Here is a 19,661-nt window from a genome sequence, read left to right as displayed (position 1 = left end):
GTGCGGGGAATGATCCGAACGGGTGCGGGTGCGGGTGCGGGTGCGAGAACGGCAACGGGTGCCGGTGCCGGCGTGAGCGGCTCAGAAGAACTCGCGCAGGTGGGCCGGGAGGCCGTCGCGGTACCACCCGGCGACCTCGCTCGCGTAGTAGGTCAGCACGGTCGAGGCGCCGGCGCGGCGGAAGGCCAGCAGCGACTCCAGCACGGTGCGGTCGCGGTCCACCCAGCCGTTGGCGGCAGCCGCCTCGATCATCGCGTACTCGCCGGAGACCTGGTAGGTCCCCACCGGTACCGGGGACTGCTCGGCCACGTCGCGCAGCACGTCGAGGTAGGGCAAGCCGGGCTTGACCATCACCAGGTCAGCGCCCTCGGCGAGGTCGAGGGAGAGCTCGCGCAGCGCCTCACGGCCATTGGCCGGATCCTGCTGGTAGGTGCGCCGATCGCCCTGCAACGTGGAGTCGACGGCCTCGCGGAACGGCCCGTAGAACGCCGAGGCGTACTTGGCGGTGTAGGCGTACAGCGCCACCTCGAGGTGGCCGGCGTCGTCCAGCGCCTCGCGGATCGCGGCGATCTGGCCGTCCATCATGCCCGAGGGCCCCAGCAGGTGCGCGCCGGCCTCCGCCTGGGCGAGGGCCATCTCGCGGTAGCGCAGCAGGCTGGCGTCGTTGTCGACCCGGCCGTCGGCGTCGAGCACGCCGCAGTGGCCGTGGTCGGTGAACTCGTCCAGGCACAGGTCCGCCATGATCACGGTGGAATCGCCTAGCTCGGAGCGCAGCCGCGCCAGGGCCTGGTTGAGGATGCCGTTGGGGTCGGTGGCGCCGGAGCCGATCGCGTCCTTGTGCTCGGGCACGCCGAACAGCATGAGCCCGCCCACGCCGCGCTCGACCGCCTCGGTGGCGGCCGCGACCAGGGAGTCCAGAGAGTGCTGCTGGACTCCGGGCATCGAGGTGATGGGCGTGGGCTCGGTGGCGCCCTCGCGCACGAACATCGGCAGCACGAGGTCGGCGGGGCGCAGGGTGCTCTCCCGGACCAGCGACCGCATGGCCGCGTTCGAGCGCAGGCGGCGAGGCCGGTCGATCGGGGTGGGGCCGACGGAGGACGGGGTGGTCATGAGAACTCCTGGAATCGTGAGCGGTGGATTCGGTGGCGGGTCAGGGGCGAGCCAGCACGGCTCTCACCGCGTCGGCGAGGTCCGCATCGGTGGGCGCGGCGGCCTGCTGGGTGACGTCGAGGCCTGCCGCGCGGGCGGCCTCGCTGGTGGGATCTCCGATGGTGACGACGGGGATCGAGGCGTGGACGCCGAGCTCCGCGGCCAGACGGGCGGCCATCGGGGACGTCAGCACGATCGCGCCGACGTCGCCGGCGGCCAGCGCGCGGGCGAACTCGGCGGGCGGCTCGACCGGCTCGGGACGGTAGGCGATGACGTGCTCGACCCGATAGCCCTTGGCGCGCAGGCCGTCGGGCACGACGGGGGAGGCGGCGGCCGAGGCCGGGAACAGGACCGTGGCGGGCCCGGCAGTCCCGGCCGCACCGGCGGCGCCGGGAGAGACGTCGGCCGGAGGGATCTCTCTCACCAGCGCGGCGCCGGAGCCGGAGGCGACCAGGTCCGGTGGGGCACCGGCTGTGGTGAGAGCCGACGCGGTGCCCTCGCCGACCGCGACCACCTGGGTGTTCGGGTGGACGGTGACGCTCGGGCTGCGGACGAGCATCGCCTCGACGGCGGTGCGGGAGGTGACCACCAGCTGCGTGAAGGCTCCGGCGGCCAGGCGGTCGAGCGCCGCGGTCAGCTCCGGGCCGCCCTCGAGCACGAGGCGGACCAGCGGCTGGTGCCGGACGGTCAGACCGAGTTCCTCCAAGAGCGCGACCAGGCCGTCCGCGCGTCCGGCCGGTCGGGTGACCAGGACGGGACGGCCGCGGGACGGGTGGGTCATCAGGCCTTCGCCTCCGCGAGGATCTCCCCGGCTCCGCGCTCGAGCAGGTCCGCGGCGAGATCCTCGCCGAGCCGGGCCGGGTCCCCGAGCGCCCCGACGGCCTCGCCCTCGACGACGTGGGATCCGTCGGGCCGGATCGCCAGGGCCCGCAGCCGCAGTGAGGACCCGGTGACCTCGGCGAACGCGGCGACCGGGGCGGAGCAGCCCGCCTCCAGGGACCCCAGCAGAGCGCGCTCGGCGGTGATGGCGGCGCGGGTGCCGCCGTCCTCGACGGCGGTCAGGGCGGCGGGGAGCCAGGAGTCCGTGCCGGGCTCCGCTGCCACCTCCGCTGCGTCCGCCCGCACCTCGACCGCCAGGGCGCCCTGGGCGGGCGCGGGCAGCATCACCTCGACGGGCAGCAGCTCGCTGATCACCTCGCCGCGGCCCACGCGCTGCAGGCCGGAGGCAGCCAGCACCACCGCGTCCAGATCCGCGTCGGGCCCGAGTGCCCGGGCGAGCCGGGTCTCCACATTGCCGCGGATGTCGACCACGTCGAGATCCGGGCGGGCGCGCAGCAGCTGCGCCCCGCGGCGGGGGGAGCCGGTGCCGACCTTGGCCCCCTGGGGCAGCTGCGCGAGGGTGAGCCCGTCGCGGGCGCACAGCGCGTCGCGCGGGTCCTCCCGGGCCGGGATGCAGGCCAGGGCGATCTGCGGCGGCTGCGCGGTGGGCAGGTCCTTGCAGGAATGGACCACCACGTCGACCTCGCCGTCCAGCAGCGCCTGGCGCACGGCGGTGACGAACACGCCCGTGCCGCCGATCTGCGCCAGCGGACTGGTGCGATCCACGTCCCCGTGGGTGCTGACGTGGACCAGCTCCAGCTCGTGACCGCTGCCGGCCACGAGTGCTCGGCCCACCTGCTCGGACTGGGTCAGGGCCAGCTGGGAGGCGCGGGTGCCGATCCGCAGGCTCACGAGGCCGCTCCCGCCGGAGTCGCTCCCGCCGGTGCTGGCGCGGCGCTGTCCCGCTCGCGCAGCTCTGCCGCGATCTCCTCGAGGGAGTCGATGCTGTGCTCGGCGGGGACCGCCCGCTCGGCGTGGAGCTGACAGCAGTTATGGCCGCACAGATCGTCCACGGGCCCGAGCTCGGTGACCGCGGCGCGCTCGCGGGAGGGATCGAGGTGCTCGGCGACGACATCGGCCAGGGCCGCGATGAACCGTTCGTCGGTCCCGGAGGTGGCGACGCGGCGGAAGGCGAGCCCGTGCTCCTCGGCGGTCTCCTTCGCCTCGGTGTCCAGATCCCAGATCACCTCGACGTGGTCGCTGACGAAACCGATCGGAACCACGACCACGGCGTCGGCGCTGTCCTCGCTCGCGACCTGCTCGATGACGTCGTTGACGTCGGGCTCGAGCCACGGCACGTGCGGGGAGCCGGAGCGGGACTGGTAGACCAGCTCCCAGTCGGGAAGGCCGGGCAGGTCCTCCTCGATCTGGTCCATGACGTAGCGGCAGGCCGCCAGGTGCTGGGCGACGTACCAGCCCCCCTGCTCGTCGGCGCCCTGCTCGTCGGTGCCGGGCACGGCAGGGGCCTCGGCACCGGCCGGCCCGGAGGCGGCGGCCATCGCCAGCGGGATGGAGTGGGTCGAGAACAGCACCCGCACCCGGTCGGCGTCGTGGCCCTCGCGCTGGAGCTCGGCCAGCGCGGAGCGGACCCCGTCGACCACGGGCTCCAGGAAGCCGGGGTGGTTGAAGTAGGCACGGGACTTCTCGATGCTCATCTCGCCCAGCAGGCCCGCCTCGTCCAGCCGTCGGGCGAAGTCCTCGCGGTACTGGCGGCAGCCGGAGTAGGAAGAGTAGGCGCTGGTGATCAGGGCGAGCACCCGGCGGTGGCCGTCGGCGTGCAGCGAGGAGATCGCGTCAGCCGTGTACGGCTCCCAGTTGCGGTTTCCGAAGTAGATCGGCAGGTCGATGCCGCGGCCGGCGAGCTCCGTCTCCAGGGCGGAGATCATGGCGCGGTTCTGCTCATTGATGGGGGAGCGGCCGCCGAGAGCGCGGTAGTGCCCGGCGACCTCCTCCAGGCGCTCGTCGGGCACGCCGCGGCCGCGGGTGACGTTGCGCAGGAACGGGATCACGTCGTCCTGTCCCTCGGGGCCGCCGAAGGAGGCGAACATGATCGCGTCGTACGGCGCGGGCTGGGTGGTGGTCATCTGGGTGTTCCTCCGGGAACGGGTGGAGCGGATCTGGGGGATTCAGGCCAGCAGGGCGGCGACGTCCTCGAGCGCTGCGAGGCGGCGACCGGTGTGGAAGGGCAGCTCATTGCGCACGTGCAGGCGGGCCTCGGAATAGCGCAGGTGGCGCATCATGTCGACCAGGTCGTGGAGGTCGTCGGCCTCGAAGGAGAGCAGCCACTCGTAGTCGCCGAGCGCGAAGGCGGCGACGGTGTTGGCACCCACCTGCGGAAAGTCGCGGCCGAGCTTGCCGTGCTCGATGAGCATCTCGCGGCGCTTGTCATCCTCCAGCAGGTACCACTCGTAGCTGCGGACGAAGGGGTAGACGCTGATCCACTGCTTGCGCTCGGCGCTGGGGACCATGAAGGAGGGGACGTGGGCGCGGGCGAACTCGGCCTGGCGGTGGACGCCGACGGACGCCCACTCGCGGTTCAGCCAGGTCCCCGGCAGGGAGGTCTCGAACTCGCGCAGCGCGGCCTGCAGCGCCTCGGGCCGGTCGGCCGCCATCCACAGCAGGAGGTCGTCCTCGGCGCGGAAGCCGGAGGCGTCGTAGAAGCCCAGGATCTCCACGCCGCTCTCGTGGGCGGATTCCATGAGCTGGACGGTCTCGCCCAGGGCCGCGGTGATCTGCTCGGCGGTGACCTCGCCGTCCTCGGTGAGCCCGGCGAGCCGACGGAAGACCGTGTAGCTCGTGTACCGGGTGACCTGGGCGGGGTCGGACGGATCGGCGGGCGCCGTGGCGGGCGCGGGGTGGTGGGTCTCGGTCATCAGGAGTGTCCTTCCGGTGCAGAGGAGGCGGAGGAGTCGGCACGCACGATCGCGTCGATGCCGGTGCCGGCCCGCCAGGAGCCGACGAGTTCGAGGGTGGGCCCGTCCGCGAGGGCCGCGAGCAGATCGGGGAGTGCATCGAGGGCGGCACGGTGGCCGGGCAGGGACTGCCGCATGGCACGGTCCCAGTCGATCACACGTGAGCCCAGCAGCTGCTCCCGGGTCAGGGGAGCGCCGAGGATCCGGGAGGCGTCGGCCAGGGCGAGATCCACGATGGTCTCCGGATCCGGGAGCTGCTCGCCGGGCCGCCCGTAGGAGAGCCGCACCACGTGCGGGGAGGCGGCCGACGGCCGGGCCTCTCGGGCGAGGGCGCGCACATGCTCCCACTTGGCGGTCGCGTGGGTCAGGGCCTTCGCGCGGATCCCGGCCGTGCCGGGCGCGACCAGTGCGCCGGTCCCGGAGGGGAAGCCGTCCAGGGCCGGCGCATCCAGCACCAGGGCGACCAGTCGGACCGCGGCCGACGGGGCCTGCGGGATGGCGTCGGCGATCTCGGGGGCGGCACGGGCCAGCAGCTGACGGGCGGTGTCCGGGGGGCAGGCGAGGACGAGGTGGTCCGCCTCGAGGCTCTCCCCGCGGGTGGTGCGCACGGTCCAGGTGGTGGCGGTGCGCTCGAGCGCCGAGACCTCGACACCGGTGCGCAGGAAGCCTCCGGCGGCGAGGATCCGCTCGCTCAGAGCCTCGGGCAGGACGGCCATGGTCGGCGTCAGGGAGTGCACACGGGTGCCGGCGCTCTGCGTGGACCCGCCGCGCAGGCGGGCGACGGCGCGGGTCAGGGAGCCGTGCCGCACGAGGCCCGCCGCGAGCTGAGGGGACGCGGCGGCGAACTCGAGGGTGGCCGGATCGGCCGAATGCACCCCGCCGACGACGGGGGCGACCAGCCGCTCGAGCACTCTGGGTCCCAGCCGCTTGCGCACCAGCGTGGCCACGGTGGCCCCGGGCCGGTTGCCGTAGGAGGCGGGCAGGAGACGCTCGAGGCTCGCGCGCAGGGACCCGGCGAGGCCGAGCACGGCACGGACGTCGGCCGCCAGGGGCCGGGCCGGGATGCCGAGCAGGGCGGTGGCCGGGGCCCGGTGGACCCCGGCGTCGGAGACCACCCGGCTGCCGAGCCCCTCCCTCGGGGCCACGACCTGCTCGGCCAGCCCGAGCTCGCCGACCAGGTCGTCGACCGCGCCGGAGCCGGTCGAGTACGCCTCCGCGCCGGCGCTGAGGGGGACGCCGGCGACCTCGGTGGCGGCGATCGCCCCGCCGACGGTGTCCGCGGCCTCGACCAGCACCACCCGGCGTCCGGCGCGCTGGTGGCGCACGGCGGCGAGCAGCCCTGCGAGGCCGCCGCCGACGACGAGGGTGGATCCGCTCATGGCCGCTGCTCGTGCAGGAAGCTGACCAGGTCGGTGAGCACCTGCGGGTCCGCGTCCGGGGGGACGCCGTGGCCGAGGTTGACGACGTGTCCGCTGGCGCCGGAGCCGGCCGCGAGCACGGCGCGGGCCTCGGCGAAGCGGGCCTGCTCGGAGGTGAACAGCACGGCGGGATCGATGTTGCCCTGGACGGGCGTGCCGGCCGGGAGGATCTCGAGCGCCTCGTCCAGGCGCAGACGGTGATCGACACCCATCACGCTCGCCCCCGCCTCGAGCATGGGCGTGAGCAGATGCGAGGCGCCGACGCCGAAGTGGATGCGCGGCACCGGCAGGTCGGCGATGCGGGCGAGGGCCGCGGCCGAGTGCTCCTGGACGTGGGTGCGGTACATGTCGGCTCCGAGCGCCCCCACCCACGAGTCGAACAGCTGGACGGCGGAGGCGCCGGCGAGGACCTGGGCGCGCAGGAAGCGGCCCGAGAGCTCGGCGACCCACGCGGCGAGCTTCGCCCACACCTCGGGCCGGCCGCGCATCAGGGCGCGGGTGCGCAGGTGGTCGCGGCTGGGGCCGCCCTCGACCATGTAGCTGGCCACGGTGAACGGGGCGCCGGCGAAGCCGATCAGCGGCGTGGTGCCCAGCTCGGCGACGGTCAGGCGCACCGCCTCGCGGATCGGCTCCAGCGCCGCCTCGTAGGCGTCCCCGAGATCCGGCAGCGCGTCGACGTCGGCCTCGGTGCGGATCGGGTGGTCGAAGACGGGGCCGACGCCGGGCCGGATCTCCACGCCCAGCCCCGCGAGCCGCGCGGGCACGACGATGTCGGAGAAGAACACGCCGGCATCGACCCCGTGGCGCCGCACGGGCTGGACGGTGATCTCGGCGGCCATGTCGGGGCGCACGCAGGCATCGAGCATCGTGGTGCCCTCGCGCAGAGCCCGGTACTCGGGCAGGGAGCGGCCGGCCTGTCGCATGAACCACACGCTGGGGCGGGTGTCGCCTCGCTCACCTCTGAGCTCGCGCAGCAGGGCGGCGTCGGCCACACCGCCGTCGGCCACCGGGCGGCGGGCGGGGTGCCGCGACGGCAGCTGTTCGAGCGTCGCAGCGGGCGTGAGAGGGGAGGTATCGGGGGGAACAACAGCGTCGCTGCCTGCGGTGTTCCCGGTTTCTGACGCGCCGGGCGAGGTATCTGACGCGCTGTCGGCAAAAGTGGGCTCTGACGTGCTGTTCTGTGTCATGACGCAACTATTGTGCACATCATTCCCGGGAGCGTCGTGCACGCCCTGGAGCAGGCCTAGACTGGCTGCATGCTCGCTGCTCTCCGCGCCACCCACGAGCACCTCGACCTCGATGTGCTGGACGCCCTCACCCGTGGTGCAGAGACCCTTCCCGCGGTGATCGACCAGCTGCAGGCCGAGCGGGCCGAGGCCGTCGGCGCCGCCCCCGTCATCTCCGGCCACGTGGCCGTGAGCACCTGCAACCGCCTCGAGGTCTACCTCGACACCGACCGCTTCCACGAGGGCGTGGACCTCGTCATCGACGCCGTCGCCCGCACCAGCGGGCTGGACCGCGAGGTGGTCACCCTCTGCTTCGACGCCGCGATGGACACCCCGGTGCCGCGGCACCTCTACGAGGTCGCCTCCGGGCTGCGCTCCCTCGTGGTCGGCGAGGCGGAGATCACCGGGCAGGTGCGCCAGTCCTTCGAGGCCGCGCGCCGCGCCGGGCGCACCACCTCGATGCTCCACGACCTGTTCCAGCACGCCTTCCGCTGCGCCAAGCAGGTCGCCACCCAGGCTCCGGTCGGCGCCGCCGGCCGCTCCGGGGCGGCGGTCGCGCTGGACCGCGCCGGCATCGAGCTGGGCGGCTTCGAGGGGCGGACGGTGCTGATCGTCGGCACCGGCGCCTACGCGCGTCTGGGCCTGGCCGAGCTCGCGCGCCGGGGCGTGGGGGATCTGCAGGTGTACTCGCCCTCCGGCCGCGAGACCGGGTTCGCCGAGCGCCACGGGGCCGCCATGGTCCCGGCCGACGGGATCGACCGCGCGCTGCGCGAGGCGGACCTCGTGCTGGCCGCCTCCGGCCGCGGCACCTCGCTGTTCCCCGAGCAGTTCCTGGCCGCCGGCCGCACCGTCGTGCTGGACCTGGCCCTGCACTCCGACCTGCACCCGCTGGTCCCGCACCTCAAGGGCGTCACCGTGCTCGGCCTGTCCGATCTCGCGGTGGGCGTGGAGGCGAGCGACGACCCTGCGCTGGTCACCGCCCGCCAGATCGTCGAGGAGAACGTCGAGGCCTTCCGCACCCAGCAGCAGGTGCGCCGCATCGACCCGGCGATGGCGGCCCTGCGCCGTGAGGTCTCCGAGGCCGCCGATGACGAGGTCGATCGCCTGCGCCGCGAGGTCTCCGGCGAGACCGCGGACCAGCTCGAGCGCAGCGTCCGCAAGATCCTCGCCAAGGTCATGCATCAGCCCGCCGAGCGCGCCCGTCACCTCGCCGAGACCGGCTTCGCCGACGCCTACGTCGAGGCGTTCCACACCATCTTCGGCATCGACATCTCCTCCGCGCGGGAACCGGCCGACGCCGACGAGAGCGCGGAGGACGACGTGATGCCGGCTGGCTGGATGCGCGTGGACCGCACCGTCCCGCCGACGCTGACGGACGCCGACACCCTCGCGAGCGCGGGCGTGCCGAGGGTCGGGGCACCGACTGCAACCACCGGTTCGGCGCCGGCCGGCAGCACCGCTCCCCACACCGTGTCCGACGCCACGATCGCTCGCCTGGCCATGCGCGAGCAGCACAAGGGGACTGCCGCCTCGAGCTGAGGTCCATAGGGCCGGGGGCGAATGCAGCTCCTGCCGGCGCCCCGGACCAGTCTCTGTCCCTGACCGTCTCTGTCCCGGGAGGCTCCGTGCTGCGATCGTGGTCGCATGAGTCCGACGGTCGAGTCAGTCCACCTCAGCGCGGCACACACGTTCAGCAAGACCCCGGTTCCCGAGATCCAGCTCCTCGAAGGAGTCGGCGTCGCGGGGGATGCGCATTCGGGACGGACCGTCAAGCACCGCAGCAGGGTCGCCCGTGACCCGGACCAGCCGAATCTGCGGCAGGTGCACCTGATCCACGCAGAGCTCCTCGAGCAGCTCGCCGCCGAGGGGCACCACGTCGCCCCGGGGCAGCTGGGCGAGAACATCACCACCGCAGGCATCGATCTGCTCAGTCTGCCCGTCGGGACCCGTCTGCACGTCGCGGAGGCGATCATCGAGGTCACCGGCTTGCGGAATCCATGCTGGCAGATCGACGCCTTCCAGCCGGGGCTGCTCAAGCAGGTGGTCCGCAAGGACGAGTCGGGCCAGGTGCACAAGCTCGCGGGAGTCATGGGCGTCGTGGCCTGCGGCGGCACGGTCCGCCCCGGCGAGGGGATCAGAGTCGAGCTGCCTGCCGAGCCTCACCGCCGGCTCGCCGGCGTGTAGTCGAGGAGTTCCCGCTCAGGGACGGTGCGAGGTGGCGAGGTACGCGCCGAATCCGAGGAACGAGGCCCCGGCGACCTGATCGAGGCGGCGACGGGGACGTCGCAGCTCGCCGGACGGTCGGCGCATGGCGAACCCGGCCGCGATGTATGCGGCAGCCGCCAGCGCCTCCACCCCGATGTAGACCGCGGCGAGGACGAGAAGCAGCGACGCGGGAGCAGACGTCGGCATGAACTGGGGGAGGAAGGACGCGAACAGCAGGAGCGCCTTGGGGTTGGTCAGTGCTGTGATGAACTCCCGCCGCGCGGCCACGGCGCCGCGCTCCTCACATCGGAGGTCGGGGTGTCGCTCTCCCGCCCCGGCGTTCCTGATGGTGCTCACGCCGAGCCAGACCAGATAGACGACGCCCGCCCAGCGCAGGACCTCGAAGGCGACCGCCGCACCCTACAGCGTTCCCGCGAGGTTCCACCCCGCGATGGTGCGTGTGACCTTTCGACGGGTCAGCGGCGTCGGCGGAAGGGATTCCAGCGGAAACGGCGGAGTGCGGGCTCGTGGCGGGCAGTGTCGGCCGCGTCCGCACCGGCGTCGTCGTCTGCGCCGTCCTCGCCCAGGGCGACGTCAGCGAGCTCGGCGGGGTCGTCCTCGAGGTCGGTCGTCTCGACGTGGTCCTCGGCGAGCTCGATGCTGGCCAGCGCCTCGTCCTCGATCCGGTGGCCGTTCTCGTCGACCCACGTGTCGGTCCAGCCGACGTCGGACTCGTCGCGCGGCCGGTACTCCGTGCGCGGGCCCAGCGAGTCCCGCACGTCCTCGAGCTCGATCTGGGCCGGAGCCTTCACCTCTTCGCCGCGGTGGGGTACCGGGCAGGTCCAGAAGTACGGACATCCCGGGCAGCCGGCGGTCTCCTCGTCGGGAGTCGCCTCGCGCTGCATCTGCACGCCGTCGAACTGCTGCAGCATGCGCAGACGCGACTCGTAAGGATTGATCTCCATGTCGTGATCAGACTACTGCCAGAGCCCGCCGCACGGCCTCGGCGAGGCTCGCCTCGGTGGGCTCCGTCGCCTCGCCGTGGACCACCAGTCCCCGAGCCTCGGCCGCCGCGGTGACCGCGGCATCGCGCGTGAGCACGCGAATGTCCCGATGGATGCCCAGGTGACCGGCGAGCGAGGCCAGCATCGGCGTGGTCAGGGCGAGTGCGCCGTAGCCGCGCAGCCGCAGGTCCCGGACCAGCTGTGCGTCCAGGCTCACGCTGCGGGGCCGGTACGCGGTGGCCTGGGTCACCGTATAGCCCTTCGCCTCGAGAGCGGGGCGCACCGACGCGTCGGTCGCGGCGCCGCACACCAGCAGCAGGGACTCGCCGGCCGTGGACGCCTCCGGCAGGTCGCGGGCGATCGCCGCGTCGGAGTCGGCGGCGACCCGGGCCGCGAACACGCCCAGCTCGCGCAGGGCCGTGGCGGTCTCCTGGCCGACGGCGGTCACTGCCACGGGGACGGCGAAGGTGACCTCGTGACGGGAGTCAGTGGAGCCGTCGTAGGAGGCGAGGACCTCCGCGGCGCGGCGGCTGTCGACCACCAGGTGCGCGAATTGGCCCGCCGCCAGGGCTTCGACGGCGCGGCGGGTGTCGGTGTCGCGCTGGGCGCGCAGCTCGAGGAACGGGGAGTGGTCGACGCTCAGACCCATCTCCCGCAGACGCGCGATCAGCTCGGTGGCGCTGCCGGCGGGAGCCGGAACCAGCACGGGCAGAGTGGTCGCGTCGTTCATGCATTCCTCCAGCGTCACGGGACCGGTGCGGACTCACGACCGGCACGGACTCATTCTGCCCGACGGGCCGTGCGGTGGCTGACGGGCAGTGCGGTGGCCGACGGGCGTGGTGGGTGATGGGGTCGCAGCGCCGTAGGATCGTGCCCGCGCCCGACCACGCCCCACGAGGAGTCCCGATGAGCACACCGCAGCAGCGCGTCCACGACGCCACTCTCCGCCTGCTCGAGCTGCTCGAATCCGGCGACCCCCTCAGCCCGGAGGCGATCGAGCTGCGCGCCGAGCTGACCGAGGCCACCGCGGAGGCCGGGCAGCTCGAGGACGCGCTCTACCAGATCGACCAGCTCTTCAAGGACACCAGGCGGGTCCACGGCCCGGACCATGAGACCGTGGCGAGGGCGCGTCGGGCGGCGAGCGTGATCGAGGAGATCGCGCAGCGCGGCTGACCCCGACCCGCCGTGCGCCGGTCGATCCGGTCACCAGGTGAAACCGGCCTCCTGCAGCTGCGCGTCGACCGAACCGCCGAGCGATGCCATGTAGGTCGCCGTGGCGTGGTCCTCATCGAACATCACGTGCATGTTCCCGATCAGCGGAGGGCAGCTGCCCTCGGGACACATCAGCGGCTGGACGTCCACCGGGTAGAGATCGCCGCGAGCGGAGAGCTCCTCGAGCACCGCAGCATCGGGTCGCTCCGGCGGCATCTCGGCGGGATCGAGCTGCTGGGTGCACTCCTCCTCGCTGCCACCGGCCTCCAGGCACGCCACGGGATCCTCCTCCAGTCGCGCCCCATCGCGCAGGGCGATCACGTCGAAGCCCTCGTCCAGCAGCTGCGGCACGGTGTCCTCGACCACCGGGGTGACGACCTCGGGGCCCTCGTGCGGGACGGTCGTGGTGGCGACGGCGACCGCCTCCGGCTGGAGCTCGCGGATGTAGTCCATCGCGGCGAGGTTGTGCGCATCGCAGTCGGGACCCTTGTAGGACTCGATGCCCGGGGTGAAGATGCAGCTGGGCCGGCGCAGGATGATCAGGCGCCACCCGTTCTCGCGCGCAGGCTCCGAGAGCGAGACCGCATGCTGGGCGAGCCGCGAGTTGCCGACCGCCACGATCACCGGGCCGTCCTCGGGGCCGGCGGTCATCCGGCAGCTCTCCGCGACCGCGTCGTCCGCCGGGGCGAACCGCCCCGAGCATCCTTCTTCCAGGTGCTCCCAGTCCTGCTTCAGCGTCGCGGCCGACGGCAGGGGAGCCGCGTCGGGGTCTGCGTCGGGATGCTGCTCGTAGCCGGGCTCGAGCACCCTCCCGCCGGGGTTGTCGGCCACGGCGCGTCGCTCGGCCTCATCCGCGGCGCGCTCGAGCGCGACGTGGGCGCCGACGCTGGGCGCGAGGCCCAGCACCAGCACCGTCACGGCGATCCCGCCGGAGCGCAGCGGGCTGAGGTTCGCCCACCGCCAGCCCCGGATCGGCCAGTCCACCAGCCGGGTCAGGCCGTAGGCGAGGATCAGGCTGGCCGCGATGATGGTGGGACCGAGCACGAATCCGGCGTGCTCCCGCCCGGTGGCCGCGAGGGCGATCGCGAGGATGGGCCAGTGGATGAGGTAGAGCCCGTAGCTGACGTCGCCGAGGAATCGGAAAGGAGGGGAGGTCAGCACGCGGTCCGCTCCGAACCGGGAGCCGCTGACGCCCGCCAGGAACACGCCGGACGCCCCGAGCAGGGGGACGGCCGCGATCCAGCCCGGGAACATCGAGCGGCCGTCGATCAGGGCTCCGGTGGAGATCAGCACCGCCAGGCCGGCCCAGCCCAGCGCCACCCGGGCGGGGACGGACAGCCGGGCAGGCCGGCGCCGGCTGGCGGGGGTGGGCCGGTCGGAGGCGAGGCTCCCTGTGCCCCGGGCCGCGGGCAGCAGGGCGAGCAGCGCTCCGGCCGCGAACTCCCACAGGCGGGCGGTGGTGTCGAAGTAGGCCGTGGGCTGCTGGACGGCCGTGGAGTACAGCGACCATCCGAACGACCCCAGCGCGATGGTCCCGAACAGGACGGCCACCACCGTGCGCGGGGAGCGGTGCAGAACGCGGGCGAGCCCGGCGCACAGGGCGAACAGCAGCGGCCACAGCAGGAACACCTGGCCCTGGATGGACAGCGACCAGAAATGCTGCAGCGGGGAGGTGGCCACCGTGGCGGCGGCTTCGTAGTCCGTGCCGCGGTGGATCAGCAGCCAGTTCTCCGCCTGCAGCATCGAGGCGATCGCGTCGTTGATCGCCGGCATCCAAGTGCTGGCCGGCAGGAAGATCCGCACGGCGGCGAGGGTCGCCAGGATCACCACCGCGGCCGGTGGCAGCAGCCGCTTGAAGGTGCGCGCCCAGTAGGCCAGCGGCGCCGTCGGCCGCCCTGACTCCAGGCGCCGCATGAACGTGCCGGTCAGGAAGAAGGCCGAGATGAACAGGAAGACGTCCACGCCCCCGGAGACCCGGTCGAAGAAGACGTGGTAGAGCACCACCAGGGCGATGGCGAGGCCGCGCAGCCCGTGCAGCTCCGGGCGGTGACCGCCGGTGGGCGGCGGCGGTGCTGCGGCCGGCGCCGCAGCCGGCGCCGCGGCCGCGGTGGCACGACGGCGACCCCGCGTCAGGTGGCGGGGCGGCAGGGACGGCTCTCGTGCGCTCACCATGAGAAGCCCGCGTCCCGCAGCTGGGCGTCGATGCCGGTCTGCATGGACTCCGCGTAGGTGCCCGTGAGGTGGTCGCGGTCCAGGGAGACCAGCACGTTGCCGACCACCGGGGTGCATACCTGCTCGGGACAGACCAGCGGGTTCGGATCCACGGCGTGGACCTCCTCGCCGGCCGCCTCCAGAAGGGCGGCGTCCGGACGGTCCTCGGCCAGCGGTGCGGGCAGCGGGCGAGCGCACTCTGAGGCATCGGCGCCGTGCTCGGCGACGCACGCCGCCGGGTCGATCTCCAGCCGCGGCAGGGCGCGCACCGCGATCACGGCGCTGCCCGCACCGGTGAGCTCCGAGACGGCTCGATCGGTGCCCTCGAGCACGCTCTCGCTGCCCTCGCGGCCGTAGGCGGTGGTGGCCGCGGCGACTGCCTCGGGCTGCGTGCGCAGGAGGTACTCGTGGGCGGCGTCCCCGAAGGCGTCGCACTCGGCGGAGAGGGAGGTGTAGGGGGCGTAGGTGCATCCGCCCTTCCAGAGCGTCACCACCGTCCACCCGTGCTTCTGGGCGAGCGCGATGAGGGAGGCGGAGAACTGCTCCATCCGGGAGTCCCCGACGGAGACGAGCACGGGCTCGCCGGGATCACCGGGGACCACGCGGCAGGCGGCATCGAGCTGCTCCGCCTCCCCGGCGGCAGGGGCCAGATCGCCGGTGCACTTCTCCTCACCGCTGACCCAGTCCTTGCTCGCCAGGGCGGCCGTGGGCAGAACCTCGGCATCGGGGTCCGCATCGGGATGCGGGGTGTAGTCGGGCTCGAGCACCCGTGCACCGGGATTGTCCGCCACGGCCCGGGCCTCCGCCTCGCGCTGCTGGCCCAGCAGGTACTGCTGGGCGCCGGCCACCGGGGCGAGGCCGAGGACCAGGCAGGTCGCGGCGACCAGCCCGGCGCGCCACGGCCGGGCGCCGGCCCAGGGCCAGCGCCGGATCGGGGCGTCGACCAGACGGGTCAGCAGCCAGGCCAGCAGCAGCGAGGCGAGGATCAGCGCGAGCCCGTCGGCGATCCCGGCGCGGGGCTTTCCGGTCGTCGCCAGGTACAGCGCCAGCAGCGGCCAGTGCACCAGGTAGAGCCCGTAGGAGACGTCTCCCAGCCACGCGGCGGGCCGGGTCGAGAGCACGCGGTCCACGCCGAACCGGTGCCCGGTGGTTCCGGAGACCAGGACCAGCCCGGCGGCGGCCAGCGGCCAGGCGGCGATCCAGCCCGGGAACGCCCCCTGCACGTCGACCAGCAGGCCGCAGGCGACCAGCGCGATGATCCCGACCCAGCCGGCGAGCACCCACACCGTGGTGCGCTCCGGCGCCGGGCCCCCGGCCCGGTGGGAGCCGCGGGCCGTGCGTCGTGCCCGCCACTGCTCCCATTGCGGCAGGGCGAGACCCAGCAGGGACCCCGCGGCGAACTCCCACAGGCGCGCCGCGGTATCGAAGTATGCGACCTCCTGCTGGGTCGCCGTGGAATGCACCGACCAGGCGAAGGAGGCCATCAGCACGAGGGAGATCACGACGGCGAGCACAGTCCGCGGCGAGCGGCCCAGCCGGCGCGCGACCAGCACGGCCGCGGCGATCAGCAGCGGCCACAGCAGGAACACCTGGCCCTGGATCGACAGGGACCAGAAGTGCTGGAAGGGCGAGCTGCCGGAGTCGTCGGCCGCGTAGTAGTCCACCCCGCGCTGGACCAGCACCCAGTTCTCCACGTGCAGCAGCGAGCCGATCGCGTCGGTGAGCGCCGGCATCCAGCGCTCCGGCGGCAGGAGGAGGTACACGCCGCCGAGCGTGGCCAGGGAGACCACCGCCGTCGGCGGCAGCAGACGCTTGAACGTGCGCGCCCAGTACGCCGCCGGGCGCGCGGGCTCACCGCGGTCCACCTTGCGCAGGAAGGTGCCCACCAGCAGGAACGCGGAGAGGAAGAGGAACACGTCCACCCCGCCGGAGACCCGGTCGAAGAAGACGTGGTAGAGGACGACGAGGCCGATCGCGAGGCCGCGCAGTCCGTGCAGCTCCGGGCGGAAGCGGCCGGCGTGGGTGGCGGCGGGAGCCTCCCGGGAGGCGCTGGTGATCGCAGGTGCAGTCATCGGGCAGGGGCGGTCTCAGCCGCGCAGGAACGCGGCGCACGCCTGCTGCAGCAGCAGCGGGTCGGTGCTCGCGCACATCTCCCTCGCGGAGTGCATGGACAGCAGGGTGATGCCCACGTCGACGGTGGTCATGCCCAGCCGGGTGGCCGTGATCGGGCCGATCGTCGAGCCGCACGGCATGGCGTTGTTCGAGACGAACTGCTGGTACGGGATCCCCGCGTGCGAGCAGGCGGCGGCGAAGGCGGCGATGCCGACGCCGTCGGTCGCGTACCGCTGCTGGGCGTTGATCTTCAGGATCGGACCCTCACCCAGGCGCGGGCGGGAGACGGGGTCGTGGCGCTCGGGGTAGTTGGGGTGGGCGGCGTGGCCGGCATCGGCCGAGAGCACCATGGAGGAGGCGAAGGCGCGACGACGGGAGGCCTCGTCCCCGCCGATGGCGGCGTGCATGCGCACCAGCACGTCCTCGAGGAAGGGGCCGGCGGCGCCGGAGCGGCTGGCGGAGCCGACCTCCTCGTGGTCGTTGGCGACCATCAGCGCGATCGGCGCCTCGTGGTCCGCAGCGAACCCCCGATGCTCCCGGGCGGTGGTGAGCAGGGCCTCCGTCTCGGCGTGCACGGAGGTGAGATTGTCCAGCCTCGCCGAGGCGAGGAACTCCTCGCGGGCGCCGAACAGGGCGGGCGGCTGGGCGTCCACGGTGACCACGTCGAAGCCGACGATGTCCTCGAGGTGGAGCCGATGGCCGTCGGCCCGTGCGTGCTGGAGCAGCACGTCGAGCACGTTCAGCGGGCCCAGGCCGAGGATCGGCTGCATGTGCCGCTGGGGGTCGAGCCGGAGCCCGTCGGTGTTCACGGCACGGTCCAGGTGCACCGCCAGCTGTGGAATCCGCAGGATGGGCGAGGTCTGCACGAGCACGGTGGAGCCGTCGGCCAGGGCGAGTCGCCCGGCCAGTCGCAGCTCCCGGTCCAGCCACGAGTTCAGCAGCGGGCCGCCGTAGACCTCCACGCCGGCCTGGGCCAGACGCTCGGCACCCAGCTGCGGGTCCGGCTTCAGCTTCAGCGCGGGGGAATCGGTGTGGGAGCCGACGATCCGCCACGGGGTGTCGGCGTCGGTGCCGTCGGCCGCGGACCACGCGATGATCGAGCCGTCACGGATGACGTAGCGGTCGCCGATCACGTCCTCGGCGCCCCACGCGGCCGTCTCCTCCAGGCGGGTGAAGCCCCCCGCTTCGAGCCGGCGGGCCGCCTCCGCCGCGGCGTGGTAGCTGGACGGGGAGGCGGTGACGAACTCCCCGAGGTCGAGGGCGGCGGCGCGGGCGGGCCGGGACGTGGCGACGGAGGAGAGGGAGGAGGGGGTCATTCGTTCATTGAACCATCGGTGCCGCGGCACGGGAGCATGCGCAGCAGGGCGGCGTCACCCACGCGCAGCACTTCCTCGGCCGCCCCGGTCTCGGAGATCTCGTTGAGGCCGGTGTAGGTGGCGGTGCGCCCGTGGAGCTCCTGGGGCCCGAAATCCAGGGCGTACTCGACGTCGAGCTCGTCGGCGGCATCGCACACCTCGGGATCGGTCCGTGCCTCGTCCAGCTTGGCGTTGAGCAGGTGGACCTCCGGCTCCGCCTCGAACCCCATGAAGGTGTTCAGCACCGGCCGGTCCGAGATCGCGTACGCCAGCGCGCTGCCGTTCCACGCATTGGTCGCGATCACCGCGTCCTCGGGGACGACCTCCGGCACCTGCTCGAGGAGCTCGCGCTCGTCGTCGCTCAGCAGAACGGGGTACTTCCAGTTGTCGGCGAGATAGATCGAGTTGACCCGGGTGCTCGGCGAGACCAGGCTCAGTACCAGCAGCGCGGCCGCGAGAGCGCCGGCGGTGACGGGGCCGGCGGCGGTGCGCAGCCGGGGGCTGCGAGCAACAAGCGACCGGCCCAGCGCGTCCAGGCCGACGGCCAGCAGTGGGATCGCCACCACGGTGGAGACGGCCACGATGCGATAGTTGTCGCTGTACCAGTTGCCCGTGAGCAGGTAGCGCAGGTCCCCGGTCGGGGTGGCGCGGGTGGCGACCGACAGGCCACCCGCTGCCAGCCACGAGGCCACCATCCACCGCGAGTCGGTCCTCACCAGCACGGCGACCAGGCAGATCAGCATCACGACGCCGAGCGGGATCCAGGTAGGGCTGGCGTTCGGGGCCAGCGAGCCCACCTGACCGATGGCCTGCCGGAGCGTGGCGTTGGGTTCCCACACGGACGAGCTCTGGGGAGGACGCGCGGCGGTCCACAGCCAGAGCGAGGCGGTCGTCGCGATCACGGTGAGCGCGGCGACGGGCCACAGTCGCGCCAGGGCGCCGGGGACTCGCCGCGCCAGCTCGGAGATCCGGACTCCGCTCGCCCAGAGCAGGATCGGCACGCACAACACGATTCCGGCGAACACGCCCTGGGGGTGGGCGAGCGCCACGGCGCCGCAGGCAGCGGGAAGCAGCAGTGCGAGCTGGAGGGGTCGCAGCCGGTGGGGACCGTCGGGGGCGAAGCCGACCAGGTGCGCGACGGCGGTGACCACCACCGGGATCAGGGCGATCGAGAGCAGATAGGGCGCCAGCAGGCCCCATGACATGAGCGACAGGGGGAACGCGCCGGTGATGCCCGCGAGGCCGCCGGCCAGCCACCAGCCGAGCGGCCCGGTGCGCGTGGTGGTTCGCACCAGGGAGACCAGACCCAGCGGCCACACGACGGCGCCGAGCAGCAGCATCAGCACGTTCGAGGTGAGGATGATGTCGTTCTGCCCGGCCAGCTGCACCGCCAGGCTCGTGGCCTGATGCCACAGCGCCGGGTAGTACACCCCCTCCCCGGGCAGCGCCGTCATCCCGCCGACCACCCAGGCGGAGGCGTCGTGGGAGCGCAGGACATGGCGGACGGCGTTGTAGTGGAAGACGGCGTCGTACGTCTGGCTGACGGCCTGGATCGACCCCATCATGTGCAGAGCTCGCGCCACGATCACGCCGCCGCCGACCACGAGGCCGGCCAGGATCGCGGTCGCACGGCCCCGGGGGCGCGCGAAGAACTTCTGCACCTCGGTGCGATCGCCGGGGTCTAGGGGTGTCTCCGCGGCCGCTGCGGGGCGGCGTCTCGCGGTGAGATGCAGAACCGCGCCCAGGAGCAGTCCGAGCACGAGCGCAGAGAGGATGGTCCAGGGGATGCCGAGCACATGGCCCAGTTCGGCCGCGATCGCGATCAGCAGCAACGAGAATGGGGCGACCGCGGCGGCAGCGGTCAGCAGGCGCAGACGCAGCGCCAGCACAGCGGGCAGGCCCGGCAGGACCAGCACCCCGAGGGCGGCGAGAACCGTCCAGAGCACCCCCAGAGACTCCACGCGGGTGCACCTGCTTC

Annotated in this window: 16 protein-coding genes and 1 pseudogene; 3 read left to right on the top strand and 14 right to left on the bottom strand. The window is 73.3% G+C overall.

Annotated elements, in window-relative coordinates; genetic code table 11:
- Nucleotides 1-81: 81 nt before the first annotated feature.
- The 7 genes from hemB to hemE are packed head-to-tail and all read right to left on the bottom strand — an operon-like array spanning nucleotide 82 to nucleotide 7,545.
- On the bottom strand, nucleotides 82-1,110 hold the full coding sequence (gene hemB / locus ACFQRD_RS08550; protein WP_377018366.1) for a porphobilinogen synthase: 1,029 nt from the start codon (nucleotides 1,108-1,110) through the stop codon (nucleotides 82-84).
- Nucleotides 1,111-1,150: 40 nt separating this feature from the next.
- Nucleotides 1,151-1,930: a uroporphyrinogen-III synthase gene (locus tag ACFQRD_RS08545; protein ID WP_377018365.1), complete on the bottom strand. Its 780-nt coding sequence runs from the start codon at nucleotides 1,928-1,930 to the stop codon at nucleotides 1,151-1,153.
- Nucleotides 1,930-2,880, bottom strand: a complete 951-nt coding sequence (gene hemC, locus ACFQRD_RS08540) for a hydroxymethylbilane synthase (protein ID WP_377018364.1) — start codon at nucleotides 2,878-2,880, stop codon at nucleotides 1,930-1,932. Before hemC ends, ACFQRD_RS08545 begins: the two co-directional genes overlap by 1 nt.
- A complete protein-coding gene (locus ACFQRD_RS08535) occupies nucleotides 2,877-4,112 on the bottom strand; it encodes a ferrochelatase (protein WP_377793165.1) in 1,236 nt (411 codons plus the stop codon). The genes hemC and ACFQRD_RS08535 overlap by 4 nt, the downstream gene beginning before the upstream one ends.
- 42 nt (nucleotides 4,113-4,154) lie before the next feature.
- On the bottom strand, nucleotides 4,155-4,901 hold the full coding sequence (gene hemQ / locus ACFQRD_RS08530; RefSeq protein WP_377018362.1) for a hydrogen peroxide-dependent heme synthase: 747 nt from the start codon (nucleotides 4,899-4,901) through the stop codon (nucleotides 4,155-4,157).
- Nucleotides 4,901-6,319: a protoporphyrinogen oxidase gene (gene hemG, locus ACFQRD_RS08525; RefSeq protein WP_377803748.1), complete on the bottom strand. Its 1,419-nt coding sequence runs from the start codon at nucleotides 6,317-6,319 to the stop codon at nucleotides 4,901-4,903. Before hemG ends, hemQ begins: the two co-directional genes overlap by 1 nt.
- Nucleotides 6,316-7,545, bottom strand: a complete 1,230-nt coding sequence (hemE, locus tag ACFQRD_RS08520) for a uroporphyrinogen decarboxylase (RefSeq protein ID WP_377803747.1) — start codon at nucleotides 7,543-7,545, stop codon at nucleotides 6,316-6,318. Before hemE ends, hemG begins: the two co-directional genes overlap by 4 nt.
- Before the next feature lie 69 nt (nucleotides 7,546-7,614).
- On the opposite strand from hemE, the gene ACFQRD_RS08515 reads away from it, so the two are divergent.
- A complete protein-coding gene (locus ACFQRD_RS08515; RefSeq protein WP_377803746.1) occupies nucleotides 7,615-9,123 on the top strand; it encodes a glutamyl-tRNA reductase in 1,509 nt (502 codons plus the stop codon).
- Between the two features lie 105 nt (nucleotides 9,124-9,228).
- Nucleotides 9,229-9,768, top strand: coding sequence for an MOSC domain-containing protein (locus ACFQRD_RS08510; RefSeq protein WP_377018359.1), 540 nt, complete (start codon nucleotides 9,229-9,231; stop codon nucleotides 9,766-9,768).
- A 15-nt stretch (nucleotides 9,769-9,783) separates the two neighbouring features.
- Here ACFQRD_RS08510 and ACFQRD_RS08505 read toward each other — a convergent pair.
- The 3 genes and pseudogenes from ACFQRD_RS08505 to ACFQRD_RS08495 all read right to left on the bottom strand — a co-directional run.
- Nucleotides 9,784-10,188: pseudogene (locus ACFQRD_RS08505) on the bottom strand (LysE family translocator); the annotation flags it as partial.
- A 77-nt stretch (nucleotides 10,189-10,265) separates the two neighbouring features.
- Nucleotides 10,266-10,754: a hypothetical protein gene (locus ACFQRD_RS08500; protein WP_377018358.1), complete on the bottom strand. Its 489-nt coding sequence runs from the start codon at nucleotides 10,752-10,754 to the stop codon at nucleotides 10,266-10,268.
- A gap of 7 nt (nucleotides 10,755-10,761) precedes the next feature.
- On the bottom strand, nucleotides 10,762-11,523 hold the full coding sequence (locus ACFQRD_RS08495) for a uroporphyrinogen-III synthase (RefSeq protein WP_377018357.1): 762 nt from the start codon (nucleotides 11,521-11,523) through the stop codon (nucleotides 10,762-10,764).
- Nucleotides 11,524-11,699: 176 nt separating this feature from the next.
- Here ACFQRD_RS08495 and ACFQRD_RS08490 point away from each other — a divergent pair, with 176 nt between their 5' ends.
- On the top strand, nucleotides 11,700-11,966 hold the full coding sequence (locus tag ACFQRD_RS08490) for a hypothetical protein (RefSeq protein ID WP_377018356.1): 267 nt from the start codon (nucleotides 11,700-11,702) through the stop codon (nucleotides 11,964-11,966).
- 30 nt (nucleotides 11,967-11,996) lie between these two features.
- Here ACFQRD_RS08490 and ACFQRD_RS08485 read toward each other — a convergent pair whose 3' ends face one another.
- The 4 genes from ACFQRD_RS08485 to ACFQRD_RS08470 are packed head-to-tail and all read right to left on the bottom strand — an operon-like array spanning nucleotide 11,997 to nucleotide 19,644.
- Nucleotides 11,997-14,177, bottom strand: coding sequence for an acyltransferase family protein (locus ACFQRD_RS08485; RefSeq protein ID WP_377018355.1), 2,181 nt, complete (start codon nucleotides 14,175-14,177; stop codon nucleotides 11,997-11,999).
- On the bottom strand, nucleotides 14,171-16,288 hold the full coding sequence (locus tag ACFQRD_RS08480; RefSeq protein ID WP_377018354.1) for an acyltransferase family protein: 2,118 nt from the start codon (nucleotides 16,286-16,288) through the stop codon (nucleotides 14,171-14,173). Before ACFQRD_RS08480 ends, ACFQRD_RS08485 begins: the two co-directional genes overlap by 7 nt.
- Nucleotides 16,289-16,303: 15 nt before the next feature.
- Nucleotides 16,304-17,644, bottom strand: coding sequence for a M18 family aminopeptidase (locus ACFQRD_RS08475; protein WP_377018353.1), 1,341 nt, complete (start codon nucleotides 17,642-17,644; stop codon nucleotides 16,304-16,306).
- The gene (locus tag ACFQRD_RS08470) at nucleotides 17,641-19,644 is read right to left on the bottom strand and encodes a DUF6541 family protein (protein ID WP_377018352.1); all 2,004 of its coding nucleotides are present in this window, start codon (nucleotides 19,642-19,644) and stop codon (nucleotides 17,641-17,643) included. Before ACFQRD_RS08470 ends, ACFQRD_RS08475 begins: the two co-directional genes overlap by 4 nt.
- Between the last annotated feature and the right edge of the window lie 17 nt (nucleotides 19,645-19,661).

It is taken from the genome of Brachybacterium sp. GCM10030268 (assembly GCF_042666305.1).
Lineage (GTDB): Bacteria > Actinomycetota > Actinomycetes > Actinomycetales > Dermabacteraceae > Brachybacterium.
Note: the sequence above shows the minus strand (reverse complement) of the source record. Positions and strands in the feature narration are given on the sequence as shown.

What these genes read in the sequence shown, in the direction of transcription:
- hemB (WP_377018366.1), bottom strand. Translation starts at nt 1,110, where the DNA reads ATGACCACCCCGTCCTCCGTCGGCCCCACCCCGATCGACCGGCCTCGC.
- ACFQRD_RS08545 (WP_377018365.1), bottom strand. Translation starts at nt 1,930, where the DNA reads ATGACCCACCCGTCCCGCGGCCGTCCCGTCCTGGTCACCCGACCGGCC.
- ACFQRD_RS08535 (WP_377793165.1), bottom strand. Translation starts at nt 4,112, where the DNA reads ATGACCACCACCCAGCCCGCGCCGTACGACGCGATCATGTTCGCCTCC.
- hemQ (WP_377018362.1), bottom strand. Translation starts at nt 4,901, where the DNA reads ATGACCGAGACCCACCACCCCGCGCCCGCCACGGCGCCCGCCGATCCG.
- hemG (WP_377803748.1), bottom strand. Translation starts at nt 6,319, where the DNA reads ATGAGCGGATCCACCCTCGTCGTCGGCGGCGGCCTCGCAGGGCTGCTC.
- hemE (WP_377803747.1), bottom strand. Translation starts at nt 7,545, where the DNA reads ATGACACAGAACAGCACGTCAGAGCCCACTTTTGCCGACAGCGCGTCA.
- ACFQRD_RS08515 (WP_377803746.1), top strand. Translation starts at nt 7,615, where the DNA reads ATGCTCGCTGCTCTCCGCGCCACCCACGAGCACCTCGACCTCGATGTG.
- ACFQRD_RS08510 (WP_377018359.1), top strand. Translation starts at nt 9,229, where the DNA reads ATGAGTCCGACGGTCGAGTCAGTCCACCTCAGCGCGGCACACACGTTC.
- ACFQRD_RS08500 (WP_377018358.1), bottom strand. Translation starts at nt 10,754, where the DNA reads ATGGAGATCAATCCTTACGAGTCGCGTCTGCGCATGCTGCAGCAGTTC.
- ACFQRD_RS08495 (WP_377018357.1), bottom strand. Translation starts at nt 11,523, where the DNA reads ATGAACGACGCGACCACTCTGCCCGTGCTGGTTCCGGCTCCCGCCGGC.
- ACFQRD_RS08490 (WP_377018356.1), top strand. Translation starts at nt 11,700, where the DNA reads ATGAGCACACCGCAGCAGCGCGTCCACGACGCCACTCTCCGCCTGCTC.
- ACFQRD_RS08485 (WP_377018355.1), bottom strand. Translation starts at nt 14,177, where the DNA reads ATGGTGAGCGCACGAGAGCCGTCCCTGCCGCCCCGCCACCTGACGCGG.
- ACFQRD_RS08480 (WP_377018354.1), bottom strand. Translation starts at nt 16,288, where the DNA reads ATGACTGCACCTGCGATCACCAGCGCCTCCCGGGAGGCTCCCGCCGCC.
- ACFQRD_RS08475 (WP_377018353.1), bottom strand. Translation starts at nt 17,644, where the DNA reads ATGACCCCCTCCTCCCTCTCCTCCGTCGCCACGTCCCGGCCCGCCCGC.